Below are 25,344 nucleotides of genomic sequence, written 5' to 3' on the forward strand. Positions count from 1 at the left end.
GTTCGCCTTCAACAGCCTCGGTCCCGGTTGCGCAGGTTCGGGGCAGGATGTCATGGCCCGGGTGAAATACCGGTCATCGGCCATCCGCTGCCTGCATGTACTGGGTTTCATGGCCGGTGAAGCGCTCACCGTCAAAACCGAAGCAGAAGCGCCCTTCCTCGAACACGCGGTAGACCAGCAACGCGCCATCGAGGCAGAACTGCTGCCGGTCCACGCCCGTCTCCAGTGTCCCGTAGCCGGTAGCATCACCGCCCTTTCCCGCCGGCCCGGTGAAGGCATCGAACGGCAGTGGCGTCGCCCTGCCCGTGCGGGTATCGACCAGCACCAGCGTGCGCTGGAAATACTCCGGACGATCATCGACCTGTACCAGCAGGTAGTGCCGGTTGAAATTGGGTTTCTGATGCTGGAGGGCATCTTCGATGGCTGCGCGGTGCCGCGCATCGCAGAAGTCGACCGGGCTGTAGCGGTAACTGCAACCGTCGTGGTCGTAGGGCAGGTTCATGCCGGAATAGCTGATGCTTCCCTCGCTGTCCACGTCGTGGCCCAGTTCCGGGGTGCTGCACAGCAGCCACGAACGCTGCGCATCTTCGGGATCGGCCATCAGCTTCGGCTCGCGGCCCTCCTCGTAAGCCGCACCACCCGGGAAGTCCTGGCCGAAACGCTGGCGGACGATGGGACGTGCCTTCTCCAGCGGCAGGCCGATCCTGGCCCCACGGAACGAAACGAATGTCATCGTCGGCAGGATCACCTCTTCCACCGGCAGCCCCTTCCACTGCCCCTGCACGCAGAACGTGGCGATCTCGTTCTCCCCGTCCTCCTTGCAGGGCTTCGGCGCGTTCGCCGCCAACCAGGGATGGGCCGGGCGCCCGGTCTGCTGATCGATGTACCAGCCGTCCAGCGCGCAGGTCGGCAAGGCGTCGAGCAGCGGAGAGAGGTCTGTTGCGGTGGCCGGGGCGGCAGGCGGTGTGCCCGCTGCGGGTGCCACGGTCGGCGCGTCCGGTGTGCGCTGGCAGGCCGCCAGCGCGAGCAGACCGACCAGCAGCGCGACGTGGCGCGGGCGCTGGATTGAATGCTGCGTTCCCTGCATTGCGTGTTTCCTGGTTTCGACACTCCCTGCAGATGATCGCCGATCCCAAGGCCGTGCAGGAACGTCACAGATCCCACATCGGGGTCAGAGCCCTCCGCTCCCGCAAAGGGATCCGACCCCGCCCGTTACCCCGGCAGCTGCAGCTCAGCCCTCAGCCCGCCACCCTCGCGGTTGCGCAACCGCAGCGAGCCGCCCAGCGACTGCGCCAGCTGCACCGCGATGGCCAGGCCCAGGCCAGTGCCGCCGGTATCGCGATTGCGCGAGCTTTCCAGCCGGTGGAACGGTGCCAGCACTGCCTGCAACTGGTCTTCGGGAATGCCGGGGCCACGGTCGGAAATTCCGATCCACACCCTTCCGGCCTCATCGCGGCCCGCCTCGATCTCGGCGGCACCGGCGTAACGCAACGCGTTGTCGACCAGATTGCCGACCACCCGGCGCAGCGGCTGCGGCCAGGTCTGCACGACCAGTCCAGCGGGTGCTCCGCCACTGACCGGCTTGCCCATGTCCTCGTAATCGCCGACCACACTGGCCAGGAACGCGCCCAGGTCCATCGACACCGGCGCGCCACTGGCGACGTGGCTGCTGCGCGCATAGGCCACACCCTCGCGCACCAGTTGCCCAAGGTGGTCGAGGTCGGCCAGCAGCCGCTGCTGGGTGCTGTCTTCAGGCAGGGTCTCCACCCGGAGCTTCATGCGCGTGATGGGGGTCTGCAGGTCATGCGAGATCGCGGCCAGGATCTGCAGGCGTTCACTGACATGGCCACGAATGCGTGCCTGCAGTGCGTTGAGAGCGGCTGCTGCGCCGCCCACTTCGGCCGGGCCATCTTCAGGCAGTGCAGGCCCGTCCTTGCCCGGCTGCAGATGCTCCACCGCATGCGACAACTGCTGCAGCGGGCGCATGGCCAGGCGCACCGCCAGCCACGCGCACACCAGCAGCAGCGCCAGCTGCACCAGCAGCACGGCGGGCAGCCAGCGCGCCAGCGGCAGGCCCGACGGGGTGACTTCAATGGTCAAGGGAGTGCCGTCGTGCAGGCGCAGTTCCACCTCGAACCGCTCCGGCAGGCGAGCCACCTGGCGCGCCTGCAACGGATAGCGGTGCTGCAGGCTGTCATCGATGATCGCCGTGACCTGGCGTGCACGATCGGTCTGCAGCCCCGGTCCGGCCGCGGCCGGGCGCAGCAGGTAACGGTAGGTGCGCCGCTCCAGCCGCGGCACCCAGGCATCGCGCTGGTCCGCGGGCAGGTGCTCCAGCAGCGCGACACTCACGGCCACGTCTTCGTCCAGGTTGCGCAGCATCATGCTGCGGGTGGACTGGTAGCGTTCGAAGAACAGCAGGCCGAAGGACAGTGCGTGGGCCAGCGCCAGTCCGCCCAGCAGCACCAGCAGCAGCCGCGCCGACAGCGTGCGCGGCCAGCGTGGGCGGCGTGCGGTGGCGTTCATTCGTCCGGCCCCAGCAACTGCACCGGCACGCTGAACACATAGCCTTCGCTGCGCACGGTCTTGATGTAGGTCGGCTCGCGTGCGTCGTCACCCAAGCGCTGCCGCACGCGGCTGACCAGCAGGTCGATCGAGCGGTCAAACAGTTCGGCATCGCGGCCCTGCGTGAGGCTGAGCAGCTGGTCGCGGCTGAGCACCCGATTGGCGTGATCGAGGAATACGCGCAACAGGCGGAATTCGGCGCCACTGAGTGGATACGCGGTGTCCTGTGCATCCAGCAGATGGCGTGCGGTGGTGTCCAGGCGCCACTCGCCGAAGGCCAGCTGGCGACCGGCTTCGCTCACCTGCAGATTCGGCGGCAACATCCGGGTACGGCGGATCACCGCATTGATGCGTGCCAGCAGTTCGCGCGAAGAGAAGGGCTTGGTCACGTAGTCATCAGCGCCCATTTCCAGGCCGATGATGCGGTCGGTTTCGTCGTCGCGGGCGGTCAGCAGCACCACCGGCACCGCACGATGCTTGCCGGCGCGCAGGTTGCGGCACAGGCTCAGTCCGTCCTCGCCCGGCATCATCACGTCCAGCACGACCAGATCCACGGCATGGGTATCCATCAGCGCGCGCATGGCCCGGCCACCGTCGGCCTGGCTCACGCGCAGGCCGTTGCGTTGCAGGTAATCGGCCAGCATCTGGCGGATCTCGCTGTCATCGTCGACGACCAGGATGTGCGGTACGTGGTTCATTGCGTTCTCGATGAGGACGAAGGTCAAGGCCGCGCGGTGCGGCCATGGTAGCGCGGCTCAGGGGTTGCCCAGCAGGCGCTGGATCTCGCTTTCGGTACGTGCGTAGTCGCCCTCGCCGTAATGGCGGTAGACCACCCGCCCCTGCCGGTCGAGCAGGTACAGTGCGGGCCAGAAGCGGTTGCCCCAGGCGTTCCAGATCCGGTACTGGTTGTCCTGCACCACCGGCCAGGCGATGTCCAACCGTGCGATGGCCTTGCGCACGTTGCCAGGCAGCCCTTCATAGGCGAACTCCGGCGTATGCACGCCGATCACCCTCAGGCCCTGCGACGCGTAGCGCGCATGCCACTGGTGGACATACGGCGCCACGTTGAGGCAGTTGCTGCAGGTGTAGGTCCAGAACTCGACCAGCACCACCTTCCCCCGCAACTGCTCCAGTGTGAGCGGCGGGCTGTTGTGCCAGGGCCCGCCACCGTCGAACCCGGCGGCGGGAACGGCCTGTGCCGGCTGCGCATCGGCCTCCGGGCTGGGCCAGGCCATCAACAGAGCAGCCCCACCCAGCACGCCCATCAGCAACGGCAGCACGTACGCACGCAGGCCGGCCATCGCTCAGCCCCCCTGCTCGGCCAGTGGCAGTTCCGCCGGCTTCACCCCCGCCGCTTCGAGGATACTGTCGGCCACCTGCGCCGGATGCGAAAGCAGCGACACATGGCTGCTGCCGATCGATTGCAGCTGCGCGCCAATGCGCTTTGCGGTGGCGGCCTGCAGCTGCGGCGACAGCATGCGATCGTCACGGCTGAGCACGTACCAGCTCGGCTTGCTGCGCCACGCCGCAACGTTCACTACTTCGCCCAGCGCGCTGGCCTTCAACGGGACCTGCGTGCTGTACAGCAGTGCGGCCGACTTCTTCATCACGTCCGGCGCGAAGTCCTGGGCGACAGCGTCAGCCGGCAACGTCAGGTAGCCGTCCCTTTCCTGCAGGCGGGCCAGGCCCGGACCGACCGGGAAGCCTTCGCCCTGTTGCGCCGATGATTGCCCTGCATCCGGTGCGAACGCCGCCACATACACCAGCGCCTGCACCTTCGGGTCATTGCCCGCTTCGGTGATGACCGTGCCACCCCAGCTGTGGCCGACCAGCACCACCTTGCCAGGCGCAGCGGCAATCGCACGACGGGTGGCGGCGACGTCGTCGGCCAACGAGGTGAGCGGATTCTGGACGGCCACCGCCGGCAGCTTCCAGTCATGCAGGGTGCTGATGACCTTGCTCCAGCTGGAGCCATCAGCGAACGCGCCGTGCACCAGGATGACGGTGGGCGGTGCAGCGGTATCGGCCCGGGCAGCGAAGGCAGGGGCGGCGGCGGCAAGGGCGAGAGCGGCGGCCAGCAAGCAGGTACGGATCATGGGGGCACTCCGGAGTTGGGAGTGGCCATTTCCGCCTGCCGGTGTATCGGCGCTGTTTCTCCGCAGCGCGGAGTTGTACCGGACTGTAGGGCGCAGGCGGGTTTCTACAGTGGGATACATTCGCGCGCCGGTCCTGGCCGGGCGCTTTCGGGTGGATATCGCTGCCCGCACGCGGGCGCGCAACGCCCCGATGCGCATCCGCGCATCGTCTTTGTATCTGACTGTACGAAACCCCGGCCGCGGCCACAGTCGCTGACAAAACCCCGGGCAACGGCACACGTTGCCGATACCTGCGCCGCCTGGAATGGCTTCCATCGACCACTGGCCCGCAGGACACCACCATGATCAGCACCGCTTCTTCCGTGTATACGCCCCGCCTGGACGCCGTCGGCCGCTGGCTCTCGCCGTTGGCGCTGCGCACCCTGCTGGCCTGGGAGTTCTTTGAATCCGGCCGCGAGAAGCTGGGCGGCCAGAACTGGTTCGCCGACCTGGAAGGCCGCTTCCCGTTCCCGTTCTCCACACTGCCCGCGTCGCTGAACTGGCAGCTGGCCACATGGCTGGAACTGGTGGGTGCGGTGATGCTGCTGCTCGGCCTGGCCACGCGCTCGGTGGCCTACGTCTTCTGGGTACTCACCATCGTTGCCATCGCCGCCGTGCACTGGCCCGACCAATGGAACGGCCTGGGTGAACTCTGGCAGGGCTATGCGATCACCGACCAGGGCTACGGCAACTTCAAGCTGCCGTTGCTGTTCCTGGCCATGCTGCTGCCACTGATCCTCAACGGCGGTGGCGCACTCAGCGTGGACCGGCTGCTGGCCGGGTCCGGCCGTGCCACGGCACGCAATGACGGCCTGGGTTGGGGCGTCAGCCTGATCGCCCTGCTGCTGCCGGTTGCCGCGCTGTTGCCCGGCATCGGCTTCGGCGGTGCCCTGCTCGGCGGTGTGCTGGTGCTGGGCCATCTGCTGCGCCGTCGCCGCGCCGCCTGAGCCGACTCCCCTGTTCCCGCGCGTTTCGCTTTCCGTCGCCTCTTCGGCGGCGTCCATCCCGCACGCCCCGCGTGCTTTCCCAAGGAGTCACCACCATGTCCATCTCGACCAAGAACACCTCTTCCTCCCGCCTGCCGCGCATCGGTGCCATCGGCATCGCCCTGGCCGGTGGCCTGCTGCTGGCCGGCCAGGCCGCGGCGATCCAGCCGCTGGCGATCAGCGCGGTGGCCATGAGCGCCGCCGCCGAAGGCAAGTGCGGTGAAGGCAAGTGCGGGGCCAACAAGGCCACCACCGGCAAGCCCGCCGGCAAGGCCAAGGTGGCCGAGGGCCAGTGTGGCGAAGGCAAGTGCGGCGACGCCTCGTTTGCCCGCACTGATCGCGACCACGACGGCAAGGTCTCGCGTGCCGAATTCAACGCTGTGGCCGCCAAGCGTGCCGCCGAGTTCGACCGCATCGACACCGACCACGACGGTTACATCAGCGAGCAGGAAGCGCACGACTACCTGCGCAGCGTCTACACCGCCAACGGCAAGCCGATGCCGAAGGGCCTGTTCTCCCGCGTTGCCGATTGATCGACGTTCACCCGGCGCCGCCTTCAAGGCGGCGCTCTCTGTGGAGCATCCGCCATGTCCCTGCCCCTGCCCACCCATGCCGCCGGTCTTGGCCTGCGCCGTGGCCTGATCGACGAACTGCTGGCCATGCCGGCCGGTGCCATCGACTTCCTCGAAGTATCCCCCGACAACTGGATCGGCGTCGGCGGTACACACGGCGACGCGCTGCGCCAACTCAGCGAGCGCCACCCCTTGACCTGCCACGGCCTGTCGCTGTCGCTTGGCGGTCCTGATCCGCTGGACCGCACCCTGCTGGCACAGACCCGTGCCTTCCTCGACCTGCACCAGGTGCAGCTGTACAGCGAACACCTGAGCTACTGCGCCGCCGGTGGCCATGTCTACGACCTGCTGCCACTGCCGTTCACCGCCGAGGCCGTTCACCATGTCGCCGGCCGTATCGCCCAGGTGCAGGACATGCTGGGCCGGCGCATCGCCGTGGAGAACATTTCCTACTACGCCGTTGCCGGCGCGGACATGAGCGAGATCGACTTCATCAACGCCGTGCTCGCCGAAGCCGACTGCGACCTGCTGCTGGACGTCAACAACGTCTTCGTCAATGCCTGCAACAACGGTTACGACGCCTTCGAATTCCTGGCCCACGTGCCGTCCCACCGTGTCGCCTCGCTGCACGTAGCGGGCCACTTCGATGAAGACGACGGCTTCAAGATCGATACCCATGGTGCGCCGGTGAAAGGCGTGGTCTGGGCGCTGTTGCGCGAGGCCTACATGCGGGTGGGCGTGCGTCCCACGCTGCTCGAGCGCGACTTCAACTTCCCGCCGCTGGCCGGGTTGCTGGCCGAGGTCGCGCAGATCCGCCAGGCACAGGCTGAGGCACGTTGGCCGGAGGCGGCCCATGGCTGAGTCGCTGGCTACCCTGCAACGGCGCTGGGCCGATCATGTGCGGGACCCTGCAAAGACCGCACCCGATGACGTGGAGGCGCGCAGGCTGGCGATATACCGCCGCCTGTGCATCGACAGCCTGGACACCCTGCTGGCCGGCAGCCTGCCGCGACTGCAACAGCAGTTGGGCACGTCGCGCTGGCGCGACACCGTGGCGCACTACTACGCCCACCACGCCTGCCAGACCCCGTTGTTCCCACGGATCGCCGGCGAGTTCGCGGCCTGGCTGGCAGTGCAGGACACGCTGGCACTGCCGGACTGGGCGGCGGAACTGGCGCACTACGAGAGCACGCAGCAGTCGCTGCACATTGAAGCGCGTGGCGCTGGGTGTCTGCTGCAGCGCTTACCCGAGGACAGTGATGTGCTGGCGGTTTCGCCGCTGGTGCGGGTGCTTGGGTACCGGTGGCCGGTGCATGAGGACGAGGGGCTGGAACCGGTGTTGGGCGCAGCTCCCACGCTGCTGGTGATCCAGCGCCGCGCCGATTTCAGCCTGAAGGTCGAGCAACCGTCACCGCTGGCCTACGCGCTGCTTTCGGTCTTCGGTGACGACGGCGCGCGTGTGGATGAGGCACTGCAGGCGCTGTCCGAAACACATGACGTGGCAACGGACGCATTGCGTGCTGCCTGCGTGCCCGTTCTGGGCGAGCTGTGCACGGCGGGGGTGCTGGTTGCATTGCCTGCTTTCTGAGGTTGCCGGCCAGCGGCCGGCACTACCCGTTCATTGACCGGCAAGCGGCCGGCACTACCCGCCCCCTACTTCGAGGTCTCATCATGGCTGCTTCCAACATTTCCTTCCTGCACGGCTGGCGTCTGTTCGTAGCCATCGCCGTGGTCCTGATCGCGTTCGCACTGACCGCCTTCGCCCTGTATCCCGATGCAGCCGAAGGCAGCCGCGCGGCGATCCGGCTCACCGCCCGCACATCGTTCCTGCTGTTCCTGGCGGCATTCACGGCATCCTCCTTCGCCACCCTGCTGCCCGGCCCGTTCACCCGGTTCCTGCTGCGTGAACGGCGCATCATCGGTCTGTCCTTCGCGTTCTCGCACCTGCTGCACGCAGTCGCCATCACCAGTTTCGGCATCCTCAACCCGGCGTTCTGGCCAGCACGCTCCGCGCTGGCCAACCTCCCGGGCACGGTGGGCTACATCGCCATCCTGGCGCTGGCCATCACCTCGCACCGGGGGCTCGCCCGGCGCATGGGACCCACCGCCTGGCGTCGCTTGCACGTCACCGGCATGTGGATCATCGCGGCGGTGTTCACCTACTCGTACTTCAAGCGCGTGCCCGGCAACTTCTGGTATGCGGTGCCGTCGGCGCTGCTGTTCACCGCCTTCGTGGTGCGCTGGATCGCCAAGCGGGCGCAGGCCCTGCGTCGAAGTGCGCATGCGCGGCCGCCGCTGCGGGCGGCCTGACGGGCCGGGGTCAGATCCCTTTGCCAAAGGCAAAGGGATCTGACCCCACATCAGGTCAAGGCGCGCGGCGCAGCGTGATCAGGGTGATCTCCGAAGGCACGCCGATGCGCGCCGGGAAACCGGCCCAGAGGCCCGCGCCGTTGCCCACGTACAGCGTCATCCCCTCCACGTCGTAGCGGCCGGAGACAAAGCCACCATTGGCCCGCTTCACCAGCTGGTCCATGCCGATGATCTGCCCGCCGTGGGTATGCCCGGACAATTGCAGCTTTACCCCGCGCGCCGCCGCCTCGCGCGCATTGCGCGGGCGGTGGTCAAGCAGGATCACCGGTGCAGAGGGATCGGCACCGGCCAGTGCAGCGTCCAGATCCGGCAGCGGCAGGCCGTAGCGTGCGGCCACCGGATCGGTGACACCGGCGATGGTCAGCGCCGCGTCGCCGCGCCGCACCTGCAGGTGGCTGTTCTCAAGCACCTGCATGCGCAGCGCGCGGAACGCCTGCATCCATTGCTGATACTGCGCGTAGTACTCATGGTTGCCGGTGATGGCAATGACGCCGTCCGGCGCCTGCAGATCGGCCAACGGGCGCGCGTCGTCACGGCGGGCCTCGACGCTGCCGTCGATCAGGTCGCCAGTGATCACGATCAGGTCCGGCTTCAGCGCGTTGCTCTCGTCCACCACCCTGCGCACCCAGTCGCCGGTCAGCAGGCGGCTGGCGTGGATGTCGGTCAGCTGCAGCACGCGATAGCCGTCGAACGCAGCAGGCAGATCCTTGATCGCCACGTCGATCTGCCTGGGCTGGGGCACGGCCATGCCCTGGCTGACGCCATAGCCACTCACAAGCAGCGCCAGCAGGCCAGCCAACGGCCGCAGCTTCGAGGCGCGCAGGGCCGATACGATGCGCGGCCAACGCAGCAGGCGCGAAAGCAGCAGGCCCACATCCAGCACCAGCATCAGCAACGCCAGCAGCAGCACCGCCGTGGAGCCGGTGGCCAGGACGGCGATGGCCATCCTCGGGATTTCCGGTGATGCCATCGTGCCCCAGAAGGTGGCCACGATGCGCAGCTGCACGGCCATGGCCACCACCAGCAGCGACAGCACGACCTTCAACCCGATGGGCATGCGCAGCGGCCAGAACAGGCGCCAGGCCACATACAGGCCCATCAACAAACCGATCGTACTCAGCACTGCAACCATCCATGACAGAAAGCGGGCCCGCCATGGTGACGGCTGCGGGTCGTGTTGTGTAGAGCCGCGCCCATGCTCGGCTTCTCGACACGCAGCCGGGCATGGGCCCGGCTCTACAACAACAGGCGGTCAGGCCATTCCGTCGAGGCGCTCCACCCGCAGGCGGGCGATACGGCGCTTCTCCATTGCCAGCACGGTGATGCGCACGCCGGCCACCTCCACCGCGTCGCCGACGTCCGGCAGGCGGCCCAGCTGCTCCAGCACCAGACCCGAGATGGTCATGTAGTCGGCACTGCGGGGCAGCGACACGCCCGCCAAACGCTGCAGGTCGTCCAGGGTCAGCGCACCATCGGCCTCCCATTGATCCTCGCCCTGCGCCACCACGCCATAGCGCTCGTCCTGGGTATCGACCAGGTCACCGGCAATCGCAGCCAGCAGGTCGTTGGCGGTCACCAGGCCCTCCACGCTGCCGTACTCGTCCACCGCCACCGCCAGCGGCACCGGATGCTGGCGGATCAGTTCCAGCGCCTGCAGCGCACTGGCAGTGGACAGAACGTACTGCGGTTCGCGCAGGTTGCCCTCCAGCTGCAGTGGCTTGCCCTGCAGCAGGTCGGCCAGCACGTCCCGGCTCTGCACCACGCCACGCAGGCTGTCCAGGTCACCGTCGCCGACCAGCAGGCGCGTATGCGGCGAGGCCACCAGGCGCGCCACCACATCCTCCTGACCACGCGCCAGGTCGATCCATTGCACGTCGGCACGCACAGTCATCACGCTGGACACCGGACGATCGGCCAGGCCCAGCACGCTGCGGATCATTTCGTGCTCCGCCGGCTGCAGGCGCTCGTCGGCGTCCACCTGCTCGTCCACGCCTTCGTCGTCGTGGCCGTTCACTGGACGCGCACCCAGCATCCTCAGCACGGCATCGGCGGTGCGCTGGCGGAACGGCTGGCGGCGCTCGTTGCGCTCACGGTTGAAACGCACCCACTGGTTGAACGCCTCGACCAGGATCGAGAAAGCGATCGCTGCGTACAGGTAGCCCTTCGGGATCTTGTAGCCCAGGCCTTCAGCCACCAGGCTGAAGCCGATCATCAGCAGGAAGCCCAGGCACAGCACCACCACGGTGGGATGCTTGTTGACGAAGCGGGTCAGCGGCTTGCTGGCCAGCAGCATCAGCGCCATGGCGATGGTCACGGCCGCATACATCACGCCCAGGTTGTCGACCATGCCGACGGCGGTGATCACCGAGTCCAGCGAGAACACCGCGTCGAGCACCACGATCTGTGCCACCACCATCGCGAAGCTGGCATAGACCTTCTTGCCATCCTCGTGATGCGCGCGGCCTTCCAGCCGTTCGTGCAGTTCCATGGTGCCCTTGAACAGCAGGAACAGGCCACCGCCCAGCAGGATCAGGTCGCGCCCGGAGAAGCTGTGGTCGAACAAGGTCACCAGCGGCTCGGTCAACTTCATGATCCAGGCCAGCGCCGCCAGCAGCACCAGCCGCATCAGCAGTGCCAGCGCCAGGCCGATCACCCGCGCGCGGTCGCGCTGGTGCGGCGGCAGCTTGTCGGCAAGGATCGCAATGAACACCAGGTTGTCGATGCCGAGAACGATCTCCAGCACGACCAGGGTTGCAAGGCCCATCCATATCGAGGGGTCAGCCAACCATTCCATTTCAGGTCCGTTTCGTCAGTGGGTAAGGGAAAAGGGCGTCCACTCAGTCGGCATCCTGCGCCTGCGCCGGGTCATGCCCAAGCAGGTCGCCGGGCGTGCACTGCAGCTCGCGGCAGATCGCATCCAGCGTGGAAAAGCGGATGGCTCGCGCCTTGCCGGTCTTCAGGATCGACAGGTTCGCCAGGGTGATGTCGATGCGCCCCGCCAGCTCGGACAGGGTCATGCCCCGTGCCTGCAGCATGCGGTCCAGGGTGATGACGATCGCCATCAGATGACACCATCAAGGTCATCGCGCATCGCCGCGCCCACGGCGAACACGCGTGCGAGCACGAACAGCATCAGCACCGCCACCAGCCCGGTGATCGACATGCCGCCGCCCACCTCCATCCAGGTGAAATCCGGGCCCATCCAGGCCGCGTAGGCACCGATCAGGATCGACAGCAGTTCCATTGCCAGCATCAGCCAGGCCATGCGCTGCAGGCGCTGTGCATTGGCATGGGTGAACGGCCGCTCGCGCGCCGCCGACTTCAGCAGCCTCAGCAGATGGCGCAGGAACAGCACGCACAGCACCAGCAGCGCGACGATCGCGCCCAGGCCCAGGCAGAAGTGCAGGAACAGGTCGTTGCCATGCGCGGCGGCGGCCTCGGCGTCATGCACGCTGTCGAGCAGCCAGCGGCGGTCATGGGCGACCAGGGGCACCGCCAGCAGTGCGGCCAGGATGCCCAGCCAGCACATCGCCCGGACGGCCTGTACGGCGGCCTGGGCCAGGGTGAACAAGCCTCGCGCGGGTCTGGCGCGGGCGGGACGAGCGGTCAAGCGGCCTCCGGCATTGGGGTGGTCTCGCCGCCCCAGGGTGGATTTATCGATAAACGATATAACACATCCTGCGTGAAAGGCTGAATCGCGGGCATGGTCCACCGGCTGGGCGCGGGCCCCGGCAGGCGTTATCGGGTGGGAGCCGCGGGTTCGAGCATCGCGTCCCCCGGCGTCACCGAGGCCATCGCCTGTACGCCGGCCTCGGCCGCCTGCCGCGTCACCAGCCGGAAGCGCACCTGCAGCTTGGCCTGCCCCGGCGTGGCCCAGCCGTATTGGATCGCCACCTGGTCGGCCGACAGCGGACCACGGCCTGGCAGCGAGCGCGCCTGCAATGGCTTCGGTGCCGCCTGCACCAGCCGTGCGAAGCCCTTCTGCACCACCGCCGCATCGGCCTTCTCCGCATACACCGAGCAGGTGCCATCGTCGGCCCAGCTGACCGCATAGCGGCCGCTGGCCAGCGGCACCATCCAGGCCACGCCCGACTGCCCCTGCAGCAACGTTGCCGCTTCGGCAGGCTGCAGCGGTGACAGCCCGTTGGATTCCATCAGCGACTGCAACCGCGCCGGCGCACCGATGTGCTGCATGCAGGCGGTATCGAACAACTCGCTGAAGGGATCCTGCGCCGGGGCCTTGGCCTTGGGAGTACGCGCGGGTTGCGCCACCGCCAGGGTGGGCAGCAGGGCCAAAGCCAGCCAGAACGCAGGACGCATCGGGATTCCACGCTACGGAAAACAGCAGGGAGGATGGCAAAGCCCGGGCGCGCCGCGCAATGGGTCATGGCTTGACAGTCCTAAGCTGCGGGAGCAACATTAATTAACGAATTAGTTAACTAGCTCTCCATGGACCGCATCTTCGAAGCCCTTGCCTCCACCGCCCGCCGGCAGATCCTGGCCTATCTCAGCGCCGGCGAGCTCAGCGCGGGCGAGCTGGCCGAGCGCTTCGACTTCAGCAAGCCGGCGTTGTCCAGCCACCTGCGCATCCTCGAGGAAGCCGGACTGATCGACCGCGAGAAACGCGGCCAGTTCGTGTACTTCAGGCAGGTACCCGACCGTTTGGCCAACACGTTGTTCTCGTGGGCGGCCGAAGTCTGCCCGGTCGGCGGCCCGCTCAAGCGTGAAGCCCGCGCCCGCCGCAAGTCCCCCGCCCGCTGATCCGCCCCGCCAAGGAGCATGACGATGCCTGGTTCGACCCGCGATCGCCGTTCGTTTCCAGCAGTGCAGCTTCCGGCACAGGACGGCGGCAGTCCGACCGAAGTCACCCTGATCGCGCAGCTCGGCATCGGTGCCGGCGACGCGCTGGTGAGTGACGCCGGCCAGCGTCAGCGCCACCACCCGGCCTTCATCGATGCGTTGGATGAACCTTCGGCGCGACTGGGTGGCATGCACCTGCAGCACGGGGATGCCTCCTCGCTGTACAGCTTCACCGTCGGTGCCGGTGGCCACCCGTTTCATCGCCATGCAGGCCCGCGCATGTTCACCGCCATCGCCGGCAGCGCGGGAGCCGAGCTGCGTTTCGCTACCGCCTCCGACGCGCAGCTGGCAGCAGGTCCTGGTGCCTTCGCGCGCACGCTCCGGCGCGTCCGCATCCCACCGGACTGCCTGTTTACCGTGCGCTTCGGCGGCGGCACCTGGCACCAGTTCGCGTCGAACCATCCTGCACATCCGGCGCTGTTTGCGCTGTCCTGCCACAGCGATGAACTGGCAGGCCGAATGAGCGAGCAGACCCGTGCGCAGGTGGAGCGCAATGCCGCCGATATCCCCAGCCTGACCGAGGTGCTTCCGGAATCGTACTGGCCTTCGTGCACCTCGCTTGCGGCGGCACCGCTGTTGCAGCTGTCGCTGCAGGCGGCACCTCCCAGCGTGTGCGCGCACCTGTGCGCGCGTACCCGTGCCCTGCTCGGCCCGCTGCGCCGCATCCCCATGCGGCCGCTGCGCGGGTTCGTCGAACGTGCCACACCGGCCTATCCCATCCATTCGCGGCCCGCGCCCACCGATGGCCTGCTGACCACAGCGCTGCCGCACAGCCACTACCAGGACCTGACCACCCTGTGCCTGGAACCCTCGCAGGTGCTCCACCGTTCCGCGTCGGCGCTGCTGGCCGACGTACTGGAGGGCTTCCTGCGCAATCCACCCAGCGGCGTAGGCCAGCTGATGGCGCTGCGAAACCGACTGGTGGCACCGTTGCGGTTGCGCACGTCGCCGCTGGGATGCCCGGTGTCGTCATTGCTGTCGACCGATCGCAGCCGGTTGTTCGCTGGTCGATTCCCGGTGCTGGATTCGCACATCGATACGCAGGACAACGACGCCGAAGTCCTGCTCGGCGCCGACGATCGGCACCTGCGTTTCCGCAGCAGCGTGCGCGTGCAGCGGCATCGCGATGGACATGTCGAGATCAGCCTGGGCTCACGCGTGCAGACCCTCAATGCGTTCGGCGGCATGTACATGGCCCTGATCGACGCCGGGCACCGGCACTATGTCGCACCGGCACTGCTGCGACGTGCGGTGGAGCACGCCTTGGCACCGGAACTGGCCAACCTTGAGGATCCGGCAGCACACCCTGCGCACTGCTGACCGTGGAACGCGATGCGCCGGGCGCTGCGCGGTTCCGGTCAGATCACGATTTCGCCCTCGTCCTCGCCATCCCAGTAGTGGATGCGGCTGGCGCGCACGTGAATCAGCACCAGTCCCGGTGTATCCACGCCCTGTTCGAACCAGCGCTCCAGGTCCTTCACCCAGTGCTGGCTCATCGTGGCCCGGTCGCGCACCAGCACAGCCCTGCCCTGCACGTGCACGAACAGCGGCGGCTTGCCCAGCAGCGACTTGCTGCCGGAAAAACCCAGCGCAACGGCGGGGTCAGCTTCAATCTCGCGCACCATGTCGGTGTCTTCGGTGGTGAAGAACCAGCTGTCACCGTCATAGTCCACGTCGCCATTGTTGCTCATCGGACGGCCGGCAATCTCTCCACCGGCGTGGGTCTGCAGCAGGCTGAAATCAATGCCGGCCATTTTCCTGGCCAGTTCGGGCAGGGTGAGCTGGGTCATGGCGTCGTCCTTCATGGAATGGAATCCCAGCGTCTGCGCAGCGCGGTGACCTGGGCGTGGAGGGGTAGTTGCGGCCTCTTCACAGGAAACGAGATAGAGCGCATGGCGCGTACGTGACGCATTCCTCACCACCACACTGGCGTTAACGGCAGATGGAGGAACGGCCCTGCAAGCCGCGACACGCCCCTAACGGCGTGCTGCCCCAGAATCGCGCAACCCCGTGGCGCGACCGGCATGGCTGCCGGTACAAACGCGGCCTTTCCTCCGCAACCGCATGGCCTCCACATGGACCTGTCCGCCTGGCTCGCGTTCGGCTGCTACCTGTTGGCGTTCTTCATTGTCTGCCTGTTTGCTGCGGCCTATCTGAAACGCTCCGACTTCATGCCCTACCACGGCCAGGCCGTGGACAGGCCGTGGGCACAGATCGACCCCCGCATGCAGGTGCTGCTGATGGCACTCATCCGCGTGGTCGGCGCTGCCTGGATCGCACTGGCCGGTGCCGGCGTGATGCTGGCCTGGTTGATCTTCTTCGGAGGTCACTTCGCACTGCCGCAGCTGCTGGCGTTCCAGCTGTTCTGCCTGGTCGCCACCCTGCCGCCGGTCCTGGTCGCTTCCGGCGTGCGGCGACGCACCGGTGCGCGTACACCGGTGCCCGCCGGCGCCGCGGTGGTGCTGCTGTCGGTCATCGGATTCGTGCTGGCCCTGTTGTCGCTACCGCAGTGAGTTCTTTTTCTCCCCTCTCCCCCGCGAGGCTCCACGATGAATCCCGAATCGATCTTCTACAGCGTGGTCAACGGTGATCTTCCACGCTCCCAGGCCGGCACCCTGCTCGGCTGGCGCTTCGTCGGTTACGACGATGCACTGCGCCGCATCCAGGTCGAGTTCGAGGCCGGGCCGGTGCTCACCAACCCGATGGGCAACGTGCAGGGCGGTTTCCTGTCAGCGATGCTGGACGACTGCATGGGGCCAGCGATCTACGCCACCCTGCCTGCCAACCGCATCGCGGTCACGGTCGAATCCAAGACCAGTTTCGTCAGCCCCGCACGGCCCGGGCGGATCATCGGCTGGGGCGAAGTCGAGCACAGCAAGGGCAGCATCGCCTTCACCCGCGGCTGGCTGACCGACCCGGCCGGCAAGGTGCTGGCCACTGCCAGCGCCACCTTCCGCGTGGGTGCGCTGCGCTGGCGTGGACTCTCGGTGCCGCGTCCCATCGCGCGCCGGATGATTGCGCGCACGCTGCGGCGCGTGCATGCGCAGATCGGCTGATGGGTGCCGTCAACGTGCGTTGCGGCCGCCGCCGGCCACGCGCACGCGGTCGCGGCCCTGCGCCTTGGCCTGGTACATGGCCGCGTCGGCGGCACGCAGCAGGGTGCGCCAGCCCAGCGCGTCGGTGCCGCCCTCGGCCACACCGAAGCTGGCGGTGACGCGCAGCACCTTGCCACCGACCAGGGCGATGTCCAGCCGCTGCAGCGCCACCCGCAGCGACTCGGCCAGCTGGCGGCCACCGGCCAGATCACCGTCGGCCAGCAACACGAGAAACTCCTCGCCACCATAGCGGGCAATGCTGTCGCTGCGGCGCAGGTGGCGCTGCAGCAGCTGCGCCACCTGCACCAGCACCTCGTCACCGGCGTCATGCCCGTGGCCATCGTTGATCGCCTTGAAGCGGTCCACGTCCAGCAGGATCACCACCGCGCTGTTGCCACCGTCGGCATGACGCTGCTGCACCAACTCGTCCAGCGCGCGCCGGTTCAACAGCCCGGTCAGCTCATCGGTGCCGGCCAGCTGGCGCAGCTCGCTGGTCAATGCCGAGCGCTCGCGCGACTTCTCGCGCAGCACTTCGATGGCATCGAACAGGCGCTGCATCTCGGCCAGCGGGTGGGTCACATGCTGCTCCGGGCCGGGCGCTTCCGAGGCGATCTGGATGACCTGCTTCTGCGCCTGCAGCAGCGGCCGCAGGATCTGAAGATGCGCGATGCGCAGCGCCACGCCCAGCACCACCAGCGTGCCCAGCACCGTCGCCACCAGCACCACCAGGCGCGTCGCTTCGCGATTGCGGGTGCGCTCGAAACGGGCGATGGACACGCTCAGGTAGCCGTCCCGCAGCGCTTCCAGCGACCGCAGGGTCGGCACGTAGCGAGTGGTGAATTCGGCGGTGGTCCACGGCGGCGGCACGCCGCGCCGGCCATCCTCGATCAACTGTTCGATCATCGGCAGCGATTCGCCGAAGAACTGCCGGCGCGCCATGTCCCAATGCCAGGACAGCGCCGGATCACTGCGGAACACCGCTTCATGGCTGCCTGCCAGCCGCCACAGCTCCAGCAGACGGCCTTCGGTCTGCAATGCCGCCCGCACCTGTTCGTCACGCCAGGCCCCCGGTACCGCCACCGGCGCCATCACGTTCGAGGCCAGGCGGCCGCCATGCTCGCGCAGGTCGATCAGCACCTGGCCCTGCATCGCCGGAATCGCCGCTTCGCGGTCGGCGCTGACCAGCACGTTGATCTGCGCCGAGGTCAGCACGTGCAGGCGATCAACCACGGCGAACATGCTGCTGATCGCGCGCTCCACGTCCTCCACCTGGCGCGCGCCATGCGGCTGTGCCGCCACCCGGTCCACCGCGGCCCGCGCCGATTGCAGGCGACGTTGCGCATCGGCCAGCAGCCCGTGTTCGTCGACCGCGCCCGGGTCAGCGTTGAACACGGTGTCCAGGCGTTGCAGGGCGGTATCGACCCGCTTGCGCGCGACTGCCAGCTCCGCCGCCAGCCGGGCCTGTTCGCCCGCATCGGCCGTGTCGGCCCCGAGCAGGCTGTTGGCGGGGCCGCGCTCGGCCGACACCAGGTTGGCCAGGTCGAAGGTCTGCCGCAGCTGGCGCAGGCTGACCAGGTTGTCCTCGGCGGCAGTGAAGCGCAGCGTGCCCTGCACCAGCGCGATGGCCATCAATGGCAGCGTACAGACTACGAACAGCCCGGCCAGGATCCAGACCCAGGTCCGCAATCCGATGGGCGACGCCTTGCGGGCCATGCACATTTCCCCTGTAGTGCACAACACTGTAGCGGCCGCCTGCACAGGCGCCAAGCCGCTACCGGATCAATCGTTGCCATGGGTATACCGCGCCCGCCGCGAACGCACCGACAAAGGCCGCACGGGTTGTCGAATCGGGGCAAATTACGTCATGCCCCGCCGCGTCAGATCCAGCGCTGGTCGACCAGTTCGCGCTTCACGTAGGCATAGAACACCGGTGCGGCGACCAGGCCCGGCAGGCCGAAGGCCGCCTCCATCACCAGCATGGCCAGCAGCAGCTCCCAGGCACGCGCCTGGATCTCGCCACCGACGATGCGCGCGTTGAGGAAGTACTCCAGCTTGTGGATCACGATCAGGTACAGCAGCGCCGCCACCGCCACATAGAACGAGACCGACAGCGCGACGATGGCGATGATCGTGTTGGAAATGATGTTGCCCACCACCGGCAGCAGGCCGGCCAGGAAGGTGATCAGCACCAGGGTCTTGGACAGCGGCAGGTGCACGCCGAACAACGGCAGCACGCCCAGCAGGAAGATGGCGGTGAACACGGTGTTGAGCAGCGAGATCTTCACCTGCGCGAACACCACCTGGCGGAACGCGGTGGCCAGGCGGCTGGTGCGCCCGACCAGCTCCTGCGCCAGCGGGCCCATCTTCGGCAGCGGCAGTTCGTCATACAGCGCGATCATCGCGCCCAGCACCATACCGATCAGTACGCGCACACCGACCTGTACCACCGAGGTACCGGCCACGCCCAGCTGCCGCTGGTGCTCGGCGGCCCAGTCGTTCAGCGCCGCGCGCAACGCCGGCATGTCTTCGGGAATGTAGGGTTGCAGCAGCGCCGGCACCTGGTGCCGCGAAGTGTTGAGAATCTCCATCAGGCGCGCCAGCAATGCGTCCGGGCCGCCGGTCTCGTTGCGGAAGAACGAGGCCACGCCGATGCCGGCCAGTACCAGCCCGCTGATGATGATCGCCGACAGCACGATCACTGCGATCGCCCGTGCCCGCCCCGGCGGCAGCTTGCCCTCCACGGTGGAGGCCAGCACGTGCGTCAGCTGGAACACCAGCAGGCCGGACAGCAGGGTCACTACCAGGCCGAGCTTCAGCGCCAGCCACATGCCCAGCAGCATCATCAGCCACGCCGCGATCCTTGGAATGGGGGGTTTGGGCTGGGCAACGAGAGCGTCTTGCATGGGAGCGCGTCCGGGCGGGGTGGCCCATGGTAGAGGATTGGCATGCCGATTCCGCGTGCAGGATGAACGGGCATTTCACCCTCGTTCGGCGGCGGCGGTGCCGCACTCACTCGCCGTAGCTGGCCGTGTTCTTGCCCTGCCGCTTGGCGTGGTACAGCGCGCGGTCGGCCAGTGCCAACCAGTCCTCGACACTGCCGCCACGCGGTGTGGCGGCAATGCCGATACTGACGCTGAACTCCACGCCCGGCGTGGCCTGCTGCGCGGCCTCCAGCAGGTGCAGGCGCACCCGCTCGGCCACGTGCATCGCATCGACGGGTGCGCAGTCGCGCAGCAGCACCACGAACTCATCGCCCCCCAGCCGCGCGGGCGTATCACCGGGCCGGGCAAAGGTGCGCAATGTCGCCGCGATATGCCGCAGTACCTCGTCACCGGCGCGGTGGCCATGCGAGTCATTGATGCGCTTGAAATCATCCACATCGAGCATCAGCAGGCAGGCAGAACCGCCCTGGCCCTGTGCCCGGTCCAGCGCCTGCTGCGCACGCAGGATCAGGAAGCCACGGTTGGCCAGCTCGACCAGCGGGTCCATCCGGCTGAGCCGCTGCAGCTGACGGTTCTGCGATTTGACCCGGCGCGCCAGCTGCCAGCTGAGAATGCTGAGGCCGATGCCATACACGAACAGGAACGGGACACTCAGCACGATCGTGCGCTGCGAGGTGACCGGCTGGTAAGGGAAGCCGAGCAAGCACCAGGTGAGTGCGAAGCCCAGCAGCAGGGACAGCGTGGCGCGCATCGCCAGGCGCACGCCACCGGCGGCGATCTTGTCGGCCACCAGCAGCGCGGCGAACAGTGCGCTGGGCACCGCGCTCAACGCCATGAAGGCGATCCAGCCACCGCCGAAGAAGGAGTCGGCCACCATGCAACGGAACTGGACGACCGCCGGCTGGCGGGAGCGCTGGGTCAGCCGCAGTGCCAGTGCCGGCCACGCCAGCGCGTTGAGCAGCAGCAGGACCCAGGCCAGCCCGCCGTCCTGGCGTTCAAGCATGATCGAAGCGATGGGGATCGCCCCCAGCCCATTGCCGACGAAACGCATCCAGCCGATGCGACGTGCCGCGCCAATGCCTTCGACCGCGCCTTCCGCCGAATCGGTGAAGAATGGCATTGCCGACCCCCTTGCGCGATCGCACCTGGTGCTACGGCCCTTGCCGGGCTGCCTGCGATGAGTCTGACAGCTTTGCGTCAATTCGGGATCAAGGTTGCGCGATATCGCGCGGGCCGCTGCCGCTGCCCCTCCCGCTGCCGCTCCCCGTGGTTACCCGGGGCGGGGCGCAGCCGTCGAGCCACGCAGCTTGAAGCTGAACTCCAGCGTCTGCTGAAGCGGCACATCGACGTGCTCGATGATGGCGAGCAGCAGGTTGACCGCACGCTCGCCAATCTCCCGCATCGGCTGCCGGATGGTCGTCAGCGGGGGCGTGAGGTAGCGGGAGGACGCCAGATCATCGAAGCCGACCACGGACAGCTCGTCCGGCACGCGGATGCCCAGGTCCCGGCAAGCGGCCAGGGTACCCAGTGCCATCTGGTCACTGAAGCAGAACACCGCGGTCGGCGCGGCCGTGCCATCCAGCAGCGCCATCGCCGCTGCATGGCCGGATTCCACGGAAAAGTCACCCGGCACGATGCTCAGCTGGCGCAGGCGGCCACGCGCCTTGCCGGCCGCGCGGACCCCTTCCAGCCGTTGCTGGTGCAGGGGGTTGTCAGGCGGCCCGCCGACCACCGCAATCCGTTCGTGTCCCAGCCCGTACAGATGCTCCATCACCGCGCGTGCGGCGGCGGCGTTGTCGATGTGGACGCTGGGGATGCCCAGCGCGGGGTCGAACTCGCAGCCGTTGACCACCGGTGCGGCGGCGCCGCGCTGCTCGACGATCTCGCGCGCGGTCGGTGGCAGGCGATGGCCCAGCACGATCATGCCGTCGGCCTCGTTGCGCCGGAGCATCTGCGCGTAGCGCTCCTCACGATCGGGTTGATGCTGGGTATCGCCCAGCAGGACCGCATAGCCCACCGCCTGCGCGGCCTCCTCCGCCCCCTGCAGGATCTGCGCGAAGAACGGATTGGCGATGTCCGGGACGGTGACGAGGATCTTGCCGCTGCGCTGGGTCTTGAGCGTGCGCGCCACCGTGTTGGGCACATAGCCCAGTGCGGCGGCGGCCTGCTCGATGCGCGCGCGGGTGGCCGGCAGCACCTTGTCCGGCCGGGAAAGCGCGCGCGACACCGTACCGGCGGACACGCCGACGTGTTTTGCGATGTCGTAGATGGTGGCCATGGCGTTAGTCCTCCTGCCCGCTGTGCACTGCACAACAGGTCCTGCGTAAGCCCCTGCTAGGATAATGCAATCGATTGCATCGAGGGCGAATCACGTTGAAGACGCTCAAGGGTCCAGCGCTGTTCCTGGCGCAGTTCATCGGCGACACAGCTCCTTTTGATCGGCTGGACACGCTGGCCGGATGGGCCGCGGGTCTGGGCTATTCTGGCGTACAAGTCCCCACCTCCGCGCCCCACCTGTTAGACCTGGCGGAGGCGGCGCGCAGCCAGGCGTACTGCGACGACATTGCCGGCATGCTGGCCGGGCACGGCCTGCAGATCACCGAACTGTCGACCCACCTGCAGGGGCAGTTGGTTGCCGTCCATCCTGCCTACGACAGCCTGTTCGACGGATTCGCGCCACCGGACAAGCGCGGCAACCCGGCCGCCCGCCAGGCCTGGGCGGTGGAGCAGCTGCGGCTGGCGGCGCAGGCCAGCCAGCGCCTGGGGCTGACCGCGCATGCCACGTTCTCCGGTGCATTGGCCTGGCCCTACTTCTACCCCTGGCCGCAGCGCCCGCCGGGACTGGTGGAAGAAGCCTTCGCCGAACTCGGCCGTCGCTGGCGCCCGATCCTGGATGCGTTCGATGCCTGCGGCGTTGACCTGTGCTTCGAGATCCACCCGGGCGAGGACCTGCACGATGGTGCAACCTTCGAGCGCTTCCTCGATGAGGTCGACCACCATCCCCGCGCGAAGATCCTGTACGACCCCAGCCACCTGCTGCTGCAGCAGATGGATTACCTCGGTTTCATCGACCGCTACCACGCGCGCATCGGCATCTTCCACGTCAAGGACGCGGAACATCGCCCCAGCGCAAGCAGCGGCGTGTACGGCGGCTACCAGGACTGGATCGACCGTCCGGGCCGGTTCCGTTCACCCGGTGACGGCCAGATCGACTTCAAGGCGATCTTCTCGAAGTTCGCGCAGTACGACTTCCCCGGCTGGGCGGTACTGGAGTGGGAGTGCTGCCTGAAGCACCCGGAAGACGGCGCGCGCGAGGGTGCCGCCTTCATCCGCGACCACCTCATCCGCGTGACCGAACGCGCCTTCGATGACTTTGCCGACAGTGGCACCGACGCCGCATCACTGCACCGCATGCTGGGAATCTGAGCCAAGACCGCCCCGGGAGGGCAAGCCATGACGCACGCCATGTCGCGCCTGGGCGCGATGATGTTTCTGCAGTTCTTCATCTGGGGGGCGTGGTTCGTCACCCTGGGCACCTACCTGGTGCAGGGCCCGCTGCAGGCCAGCGCGAGCCAGGTGGCGACCGCGTTCCTCAGCCAGTCGATCGGTGCCATCGTGGCGCCGTTCCTGGTCGGGCTGATCGCGGATCGCTACTTCGCGGCGCAGCGCATCCTTGCGGTACTGCATCTGGCCGGTGCCGCGCTGATGTGGCTGGCGTCCACGGCAACCAGCTTCAGCATGTTCTCTGCGTGCGTCATGGGCTACATGTTGCTGTTCATGCCGACCCTGGCACTGGCCAACAGCGTGGCCATGCGGCACATGCAATCACCCGAGAAGCAGTTCCCGCTGGTCCGCGTGGCCGGCAGCATCGGCTGGATCGTGGCGGGCGTGCTGATCGGCTGGCTGGGCTGGGAACAGGCGCATCGGCTTGAGCTGACGTTCCGGATGGCGGCGGCGGCGTCGCTGGTGCTCGGGCTGTATGCGTTCACCCTGCCGCACACACCGCCACTGGCGCAGCAGCGCGATGCCGGGCTGGGGCAGATCCTGGGGCTGGATTCGCTGCGGCTGCTGAAGTCGCGCGCCTACCTGGTGTTCTTCCTGGCCTCCATCGCCATCTGCATCCCGCTGTCGTTCTACTACAACTTCACCAATCCCTATCTCAACGACCTCGGCGTGCGCGGCGCGGCAGGCCTGCAGTCGCTGGGCCAGGTTTCCGAAGTGCTGCTGATGCTGGCCATGCCGTTCCTGTTCGTGCGGCTGGGGGTGAAGACCATGCTGGCGGTGGGCATGGCCGCCTGGGTGGTGCGCTACGCGCTGTTCGCCTTCGGCGATGCAGGTGGCGGTTTCCCGCTGCTGGTGATCGGCATCGTGCTGCACGGCATCTGCTACGACTTCTTCTTCGTTACCGGCCAGATCTACACCGATGCCCATGCCGGCCCCGCCGTGCGCAGCAGCGCGCAGGGCTTCATCACCCTGGCCACGTACGGCGTGGGCATGCTGATCGGCACCTTCCTGTCCGGCGCGGTGGTGGAGCACTTCACCACCGAGGCCGGTCCCGACTGGCAGCAGATCTGGCTGTTCCCGGCCGCTGTTGCGCTGGTGGTGCTGGTCGCCTTCCTGCTGCTGTTCCGCGACCGGCCGGCGGCTGCGGCCGCGCCCTCCACACCCTGAGGATCCCCGTCGATGCCCAAGCTTGGAATCGCCATCGTCGGCACCGGCATGATCGGCGCCGTGCACCGCCGCGCGGCCTTGCTCGCCGGCGCCGAGGTACGCGGCGTGGCCGCCTCGTCACCGCAGCGCGCGCATGAGGCAGCGCACTCCTGGAATGTCCCGCGCGCCTACCGGGATATCGAGGAGGTGATCGCCGATCCGCAGGTACAGGTGGTGCACGTGTGCACGCCCAACCATCTGCACCGCGCCATGGCACAGGCTGCGCTGGAAGCCGGCAAGCACGTGATCTGCGAGAAGCCGCTGGCGACGACGCTGGACGATGCGCAGGCGCTGGCGGTACTGGCCGCCTCGACCGGATTGGTTGCCACCGTCCCCTTCGTCTACCGCTACCACCCGGTGGTGCGCGAGGCGCGTGCACGCATCGCGCAGGGTGACCTGGGGCCGCTGCACCTGATCCATGGCAGTTACCTGCAGGATTGGCTGCTGGACCCGGCCAGCAACAACTGGCGCGTGGACCCGGCGCTGGGCGGCACCTCGCGCGTGTTCGCCGACATTGGTTCGCACTGGTGCGACCTGGTCGAATGGGTCAGTGGCGAGCGCTTCACCGAAGTGAACGCGGCGTTTGCCACGGTGATCGCCGAACGCAGCGCCGTCACCGGCCAGAGCTTCAGCACACCGGCGGCGAACGGCGCGACGCAGGCGGTCGCGAGCGAGGACGTGGCGACGGCGATGTTCAGGACCGGCGCCGGTACGCTGGCGTCGTTGACGGTGAGCCAGGTTTCGGCCGGACGCCGCAACCGCCTCTGGTTCGAGATCGATGGCGCCAAGGCCAGCATGGCGTTCAACCAGGAGGACGCCGAGCGGCTGTGGATCGGCCTGCCCGACCAGCGCGAGGAGATCTTCGTACGCGGGCCAGGCGCTGGCAGTGCCGAGCAACGCCGGCTGTCGGCGCTGCCGGCCGGGCACGCGCAGGGCTACGCCCAGTGCTTCGAGGCGTTTGTCGCCGACACCTATCGCGCCATCGACGGCGAGCAACCGGACGGCCTGCCCACCTTCGAGGACGGCATGCGTTCGGCGCGGATCGTTGATCGTGTCATTGCATCGGCCAGGTCACGCGCCTGGACCACCATCGGTTGAATCCCGGGAGG

The 25,344-nt window shown here is 67.8% G+C and carries 27 protein-coding genes; 12 read left to right on the forward strand and 15 right to left on the reverse strand.

The window, feature by feature from the left end; translation table 11 throughout:
- Positions 1–73: 73 nt before the first annotated feature.
- From ACUVWL_RS11740 to ACUVWL_RS11760, 5 genes are all read right to left on the reverse strand, one after another.
- Positions 74–1,087: a hypothetical protein gene (locus ACUVWL_RS11740; RefSeq protein ID WP_445978364.1), complete on the reverse strand. Its 1,014-nt coding sequence runs from the start codon at positions 1,085–1,087 to the stop codon at positions 74–76.
- 125 nt (positions 1,088–1,212) lie between these two features.
- Positions 1,213–2,526 carry a sensor histidine kinase gene (locus ACUVWL_RS11745; RefSeq protein WP_111205845.1) on the reverse strand — a complete coding sequence of 438 codons (1,314 nt, stop codon included), beginning with the start codon at positions 2,524–2,526 and terminating at the stop codon, positions 1,213–1,215.
- The gene (locus ACUVWL_RS11750) at positions 2,523–3,263 is read right to left on the reverse strand and encodes a response regulator (protein ID WP_032960784.1); all 741 of its coding nucleotides are present in this window, start codon (positions 3,261–3,263) and stop codon (positions 2,523–2,525) included. The genes ACUVWL_RS11745 and ACUVWL_RS11750 overlap by 4 nt, the downstream gene beginning before the upstream one ends.
- Before the next feature lie 57 nt (positions 3,264–3,320).
- Entirely contained in the window at positions 3,321–3,866 is a 546-nt protein-coding gene (locus ACUVWL_RS11755) for a redoxin family protein (protein WP_046429445.1), read from the reverse strand.
- Positions 3,867–3,869: 3 nt separating this feature from the next.
- On the reverse strand, positions 3,870–4,661 hold the full coding sequence (locus ACUVWL_RS11760) for an alpha/beta fold hydrolase (RefSeq protein ID WP_014646324.1): 792 nt from the start codon (positions 4,659–4,661) through the stop codon (positions 3,870–3,872).
- A 341-nt stretch (positions 4,662–5,002) separates the two neighbouring features.
- On the opposite strand from ACUVWL_RS11760, the gene ACUVWL_RS11765 reads away from it, so the two are divergent.
- The 5 genes from ACUVWL_RS11765 (at position 5,003) to ACUVWL_RS11785 (ending at position 8,568) form a co-directional block, all read left to right on the forward strand.
- Positions 5,003–5,647, forward strand: coding sequence for an HvfX family Cu-binding RiPP maturation protein (locus ACUVWL_RS11765; RefSeq protein ID WP_014646323.1), 645 nt, complete (start codon positions 5,003–5,005; stop codon positions 5,645–5,647).
- A gap of 95 nt (positions 5,648–5,742) precedes the next feature.
- Positions 5,743–6,219 (forward strand): HvfA family oxazolone/thioamide-modified RiPP metallophore, encoded by a 477-nt coding sequence (locus ACUVWL_RS11770; protein WP_014646322.1) that lies wholly within the window; start codon positions 5,743–5,745, stop codon positions 6,217–6,219.
- Between the two features lie 54 nt (positions 6,220–6,273).
- Positions 6,274–7,119 (forward strand): HvfB family MNIO-type RiPP peptide maturase, encoded by an 846-nt coding sequence (locus ACUVWL_RS11775; protein ID WP_445978365.1) that lies wholly within the window; start codon positions 6,274–6,276, stop codon positions 7,117–7,119.
- Positions 7,112–7,846, forward strand: a complete 735-nt coding sequence (locus tag ACUVWL_RS11780; RefSeq protein ID WP_445978366.1) for an HvfC family RiPP maturation protein — start codon at positions 7,112–7,114, stop codon at positions 7,844–7,846. The genes ACUVWL_RS11775 and ACUVWL_RS11780 overlap by 8 nt, the downstream gene beginning before the upstream one ends.
- A gap of 83 nt (positions 7,847–7,929) precedes the next feature.
- On the forward strand, positions 7,930–8,568 hold the full coding sequence (locus ACUVWL_RS11785; protein WP_014646319.1) for a ferric reductase-like transmembrane domain-containing protein: 639 nt from the start codon (positions 7,930–7,932) through the stop codon (positions 8,566–8,568).
- Between the two features lie 55 nt (positions 8,569–8,623).
- Here the strand turns inward: ACUVWL_RS11785 and ACUVWL_RS11790 are convergent, their stop codons facing one another.
- The 5 genes from ACUVWL_RS11790 to ACUVWL_RS11810 all read right to left on the reverse strand — a co-directional run bounded on the left by ACUVWL_RS11790 (position 8,624) and on the right by ACUVWL_RS11810 (position 12,948).
- On the reverse strand, positions 8,624–9,760 hold the full coding sequence (locus ACUVWL_RS11790) for a metallophosphoesterase (protein ID WP_049441145.1): 1,137 nt from the start codon (positions 9,758–9,760) through the stop codon (positions 8,624–8,626).
- 120 nt (positions 9,761–9,880) lie between these two features.
- A complete protein-coding gene (locus tag ACUVWL_RS11795) occupies positions 9,881–11,422 on the reverse strand; it encodes a TerC family protein (RefSeq protein ID WP_445978367.1) in 1,542 nt (513 codons plus the stop codon).
- A 43-nt stretch (positions 11,423–11,465) separates the two neighbouring features.
- Complete coding sequence (locus ACUVWL_RS11800) at positions 11,466–11,690, reverse strand: helix-turn-helix domain-containing protein (protein WP_012479411.1); 225 nt, start codon at positions 11,688–11,690, stop codon at positions 11,466–11,468.
- Positions 11,690–12,157, reverse strand: coding sequence for a DUF2975 domain-containing protein (locus ACUVWL_RS11805; RefSeq protein WP_445979167.1), 468 nt, complete (start codon positions 12,155–12,157; stop codon positions 11,690–11,692). Before ACUVWL_RS11805 ends, ACUVWL_RS11800 begins: the two co-directional genes overlap by 1 nt.
- Before the next feature lie 209 nt (positions 12,158–12,366).
- Positions 12,367–12,948, reverse strand: coding sequence for an NMCC_0638 family (lipo)protein (locus ACUVWL_RS11810; protein WP_014646315.1), 582 nt, complete (start codon positions 12,946–12,948; stop codon positions 12,367–12,369).
- 129 nt (positions 12,949–13,077) lie between these two features.
- Between ACUVWL_RS11810 and ACUVWL_RS11815 the strand changes: the two genes are divergently transcribed.
- Both ACUVWL_RS11815 and ACUVWL_RS11820 read left to right on the forward strand, forming a co-directional pair.
- A complete protein-coding gene (locus tag ACUVWL_RS11815; protein ID WP_445978368.1) occupies positions 13,078–13,389 on the forward strand; it encodes a metalloregulator ArsR/SmtB family transcription factor in 312 nt (103 codons plus the stop codon).
- Between the two features lie 24 nt (positions 13,390–13,413).
- Positions 13,414–14,808: a DUF2867 domain-containing protein gene (locus ACUVWL_RS11820; protein ID WP_046429429.1), complete on the forward strand. Its 1,395-nt coding sequence runs from the start codon at positions 13,414–13,416 to the stop codon at positions 14,806–14,808.
- Between the two features lie 38 nt (positions 14,809–14,846).
- Here ACUVWL_RS11820 and ACUVWL_RS11825 read toward each other — a convergent pair whose 3' ends face one another.
- Positions 14,847–15,278 carry a pyridoxamine 5'-phosphate oxidase family protein gene (locus tag ACUVWL_RS11825; protein WP_046429427.1) on the reverse strand — a complete coding sequence of 144 codons (432 nt, stop codon included), beginning with the start codon at positions 15,276–15,278 and terminating at the stop codon, positions 14,847–14,849.
- 285 nt (positions 15,279–15,563) lie between these two features.
- Here ACUVWL_RS11825 and ACUVWL_RS11830 point away from each other — a divergent pair, with 285 nt between their 5' ends.
- Positions 15,564–16,001, forward strand: a complete 438-nt coding sequence (locus ACUVWL_RS11830) for a hypothetical protein (RefSeq protein WP_046429425.1) — start codon at positions 15,564–15,566, stop codon at positions 15,999–16,001.
- Between the two features lie 36 nt (positions 16,002–16,037).
- Positions 16,038–16,544: a PaaI family thioesterase gene (locus ACUVWL_RS11835; RefSeq protein ID WP_046429424.1), complete on the forward strand. Its 507-nt coding sequence runs from the start codon at positions 16,038–16,040 to the stop codon at positions 16,542–16,544.
- A 9-nt stretch (positions 16,545–16,553) separates the two neighbouring features.
- Here ACUVWL_RS11835 and ACUVWL_RS11840 read toward each other — a convergent pair whose 3' ends face one another.
- From ACUVWL_RS11840 to ACUVWL_RS11855, 4 genes are all read right to left on the reverse strand, one after another.
- A complete protein-coding gene (locus ACUVWL_RS11840; RefSeq protein ID WP_126411822.1) occupies positions 16,554–18,296 on the reverse strand; it encodes a GGDEF domain-containing protein in 1,743 nt (580 codons plus the stop codon).
- Between the two features lie 164 nt (positions 18,297–18,460).
- Positions 18,461–19,486, reverse strand: coding sequence for an AI-2E family transporter (locus ACUVWL_RS11845; protein WP_032961540.1), 1,026 nt, complete (start codon positions 19,484–19,486; stop codon positions 18,461–18,463).
- Positions 19,487–19,592: 106 nt separating this feature from the next.
- The gene (locus ACUVWL_RS11850) at positions 19,593–20,645 is read right to left on the reverse strand and encodes a diguanylate cyclase (RefSeq protein ID WP_445978369.1); all 1,053 of its coding nucleotides are present in this window, start codon (positions 20,643–20,645) and stop codon (positions 19,593–19,595) included.
- A 150-nt stretch (positions 20,646–20,795) separates the two neighbouring features.
- Positions 20,796–21,803, reverse strand: coding sequence for a LacI family DNA-binding transcriptional regulator (locus ACUVWL_RS11855; protein ID WP_046429416.1), 1,008 nt, complete (start codon positions 21,801–21,803; stop codon positions 20,796–20,798).
- A 95-nt stretch (positions 21,804–21,898) separates the two neighbouring features.
- Between ACUVWL_RS11855 and ACUVWL_RS11860 the strand changes: the two genes are divergently transcribed.
- The 3 genes from ACUVWL_RS11860 to ACUVWL_RS11870 are packed head-to-tail and all read left to right on the forward strand — an operon-like array spanning position 21,899 to position 25,333.
- Complete coding sequence (locus tag ACUVWL_RS11860) at positions 21,899–22,951, forward strand: sugar phosphate isomerase/epimerase family protein (RefSeq protein ID WP_445978370.1); 1,053 nt, start codon at positions 21,899–21,901, stop codon at positions 22,949–22,951.
- 27 nt (positions 22,952–22,978) lie between these two features.
- Positions 22,979–24,196 (forward strand): nucleoside permease, encoded by a 1,218-nt coding sequence (locus ACUVWL_RS11865; protein WP_262088367.1) that lies wholly within the window; start codon positions 22,979–22,981, stop codon positions 24,194–24,196.
- 12 nt (positions 24,197–24,208) lie between these two features.
- Positions 24,209–25,333: a Gfo/Idh/MocA family protein gene (locus tag ACUVWL_RS11870; RefSeq protein WP_445978371.1), complete on the forward strand. Its 1,125-nt coding sequence runs from the start codon at positions 24,209–24,211 to the stop codon at positions 25,331–25,333.
- Positions 25,334–25,344 lie beyond the last annotated feature (11 nt).

It is taken from the genome of Stenotrophomonas muris (genome assembly GCF_052751275.1).

Excerpts from the sequence above, each read along its gene's own strand:
- ACUVWL_RS11805 (WP_445979167.1), bottom strand. The coding sequence starts at position 12,157 with ATGTGCTGGCTGGGCATCCTGGCCGCACTGCTGGCGGTGCCCCTGGTC.
- ACUVWL_RS11800 (WP_012479411.1), bottom strand. The coding sequence starts at position 11,690 with ATGGCGATCGTCATCACCCTGGACCGCATGCTGCAGGCACGGGGCATG.
- ACUVWL_RS11785 (WP_014646319.1), top strand. The coding sequence starts at position 7,930 with ATGGCTGCTTCCAACATTTCCTTCCTGCACGGCTGGCGTCTGTTCGTA.
- ACUVWL_RS11825 (WP_046429427.1), bottom strand. The coding sequence starts at position 15,278 with ATGACCCAGCTCACCCTGCCCGAACTGGCCAGGAAAATGGCCGGCATT.
- ACUVWL_RS11840 (WP_126411822.1), bottom strand. The coding sequence starts at position 18,296 with ATGGCCCGCAAGGCGTCGCCCATCGGATTGCGGACCTGGGTCTGGATC.
- ACUVWL_RS11760 (WP_014646324.1), bottom strand. The coding sequence starts at position 4,661 with ATGATCCGTACCTGCTTGCTGGCCGCCGCTCTCGCCCTTGCCGCCGCC.
- ACUVWL_RS11745 (WP_111205845.1), bottom strand. The coding sequence starts at position 2,526 with ATGAACGCCACCGCACGCCGCCCACGCTGGCCGCGCACGCTGTCGGCG.
- ACUVWL_RS11790 (WP_049441145.1), bottom strand. The coding sequence starts at position 9,760 with ATGGTTGCAGTGCTGAGTACGATCGGTTTGTTGATGGGCCTGTATGTG.
- ACUVWL_RS11765 (WP_014646323.1), top strand. The coding sequence starts at position 5,003 with ATGATCAGCACCGCTTCTTCCGTGTATACGCCCCGCCTGGACGCCGTC.
- ACUVWL_RS11850 (WP_445978369.1), bottom strand. The coding sequence starts at position 20,645 with ATGCCATTCTTCACCGATTCGGCGGAAGGCGCGGTCGAAGGCATTGGC.
- ACUVWL_RS11740 (WP_445978364.1), bottom strand. The coding sequence starts at position 1,087 with ATGCAGGGAACGCAGCATTCAATCCAGCGCCCGCGCCACGTCGCGCTG.
- ACUVWL_RS11845 (WP_032961540.1), bottom strand. The coding sequence starts at position 19,486 with ATGCAAGACGCTCTCGTTGCCCAGCCCAAACCCCCCATTCCAAGGATC.
- ACUVWL_RS11815 (WP_445978368.1), top strand. The coding sequence starts at position 13,078 with ATGGACCGCATCTTCGAAGCCCTTGCCTCCACCGCCCGCCGGCAGATC.
- ACUVWL_RS11795 (WP_445978367.1), bottom strand. The coding sequence starts at position 11,422 with ATGGAATGGTTGGCTGACCCCTCGATATGGATGGGCCTTGCAACCCTG.
- ACUVWL_RS11775 (WP_445978365.1), top strand. The coding sequence starts at position 6,274 with ATGTCCCTGCCCCTGCCCACCCATGCCGCCGGTCTTGGCCTGCGCCGT.
- ACUVWL_RS11865 (WP_262088367.1), top strand. The coding sequence starts at position 22,979 with ATGACGCACGCCATGTCGCGCCTGGGCGCGATGATGTTTCTGCAGTTC.
- ACUVWL_RS11870 (WP_445978371.1), top strand. The coding sequence starts at position 24,209 with ATGCCCAAGCTTGGAATCGCCATCGTCGGCACCGGCATGATCGGCGCC.
- ACUVWL_RS11830 (WP_046429425.1), top strand. The coding sequence starts at position 15,564 with ATGGACCTGTCCGCCTGGCTCGCGTTCGGCTGCTACCTGTTGGCGTTC.
- ACUVWL_RS11755 (WP_046429445.1), bottom strand. The coding sequence starts at position 3,866 with ATGGCCGGCCTGCGTGCGTACGTGCTGCCGTTGCTGATGGGCGTGCTG.
- ACUVWL_RS11855 (WP_046429416.1), bottom strand. The coding sequence starts at position 21,803 with ATGGCCACCATCTACGACATCGCAAAACACGTCGGCGTGTCCGCCGGT.
- ACUVWL_RS11820 (WP_046429429.1), top strand. The coding sequence starts at position 13,414 with ATGCCTGGTTCGACCCGCGATCGCCGTTCGTTTCCAGCAGTGCAGCTT.
- ACUVWL_RS11750 (WP_032960784.1), bottom strand. The coding sequence starts at position 3,263 with ATGAACCACGTACCGCACATCCTGGTCGTCGACGATGACAGCGAGATC.
- ACUVWL_RS11780 (WP_445978366.1), top strand. The coding sequence starts at position 7,112 with ATGGCTGAGTCGCTGGCTACCCTGCAACGGCGCTGGGCCGATCATGTG.
- ACUVWL_RS11835 (WP_046429424.1), top strand. The coding sequence starts at position 16,038 with ATGAATCCCGAATCGATCTTCTACAGCGTGGTCAACGGTGATCTTCCA.
- ACUVWL_RS11810 (WP_014646315.1), bottom strand. The coding sequence starts at position 12,948 with ATGCGTCCTGCGTTCTGGCTGGCTTTGGCCCTGCTGCCCACCCTGGCG.
- ACUVWL_RS11770 (WP_014646322.1), top strand. The coding sequence starts at position 5,743 with ATGTCCATCTCGACCAAGAACACCTCTTCCTCCCGCCTGCCGCGCATC.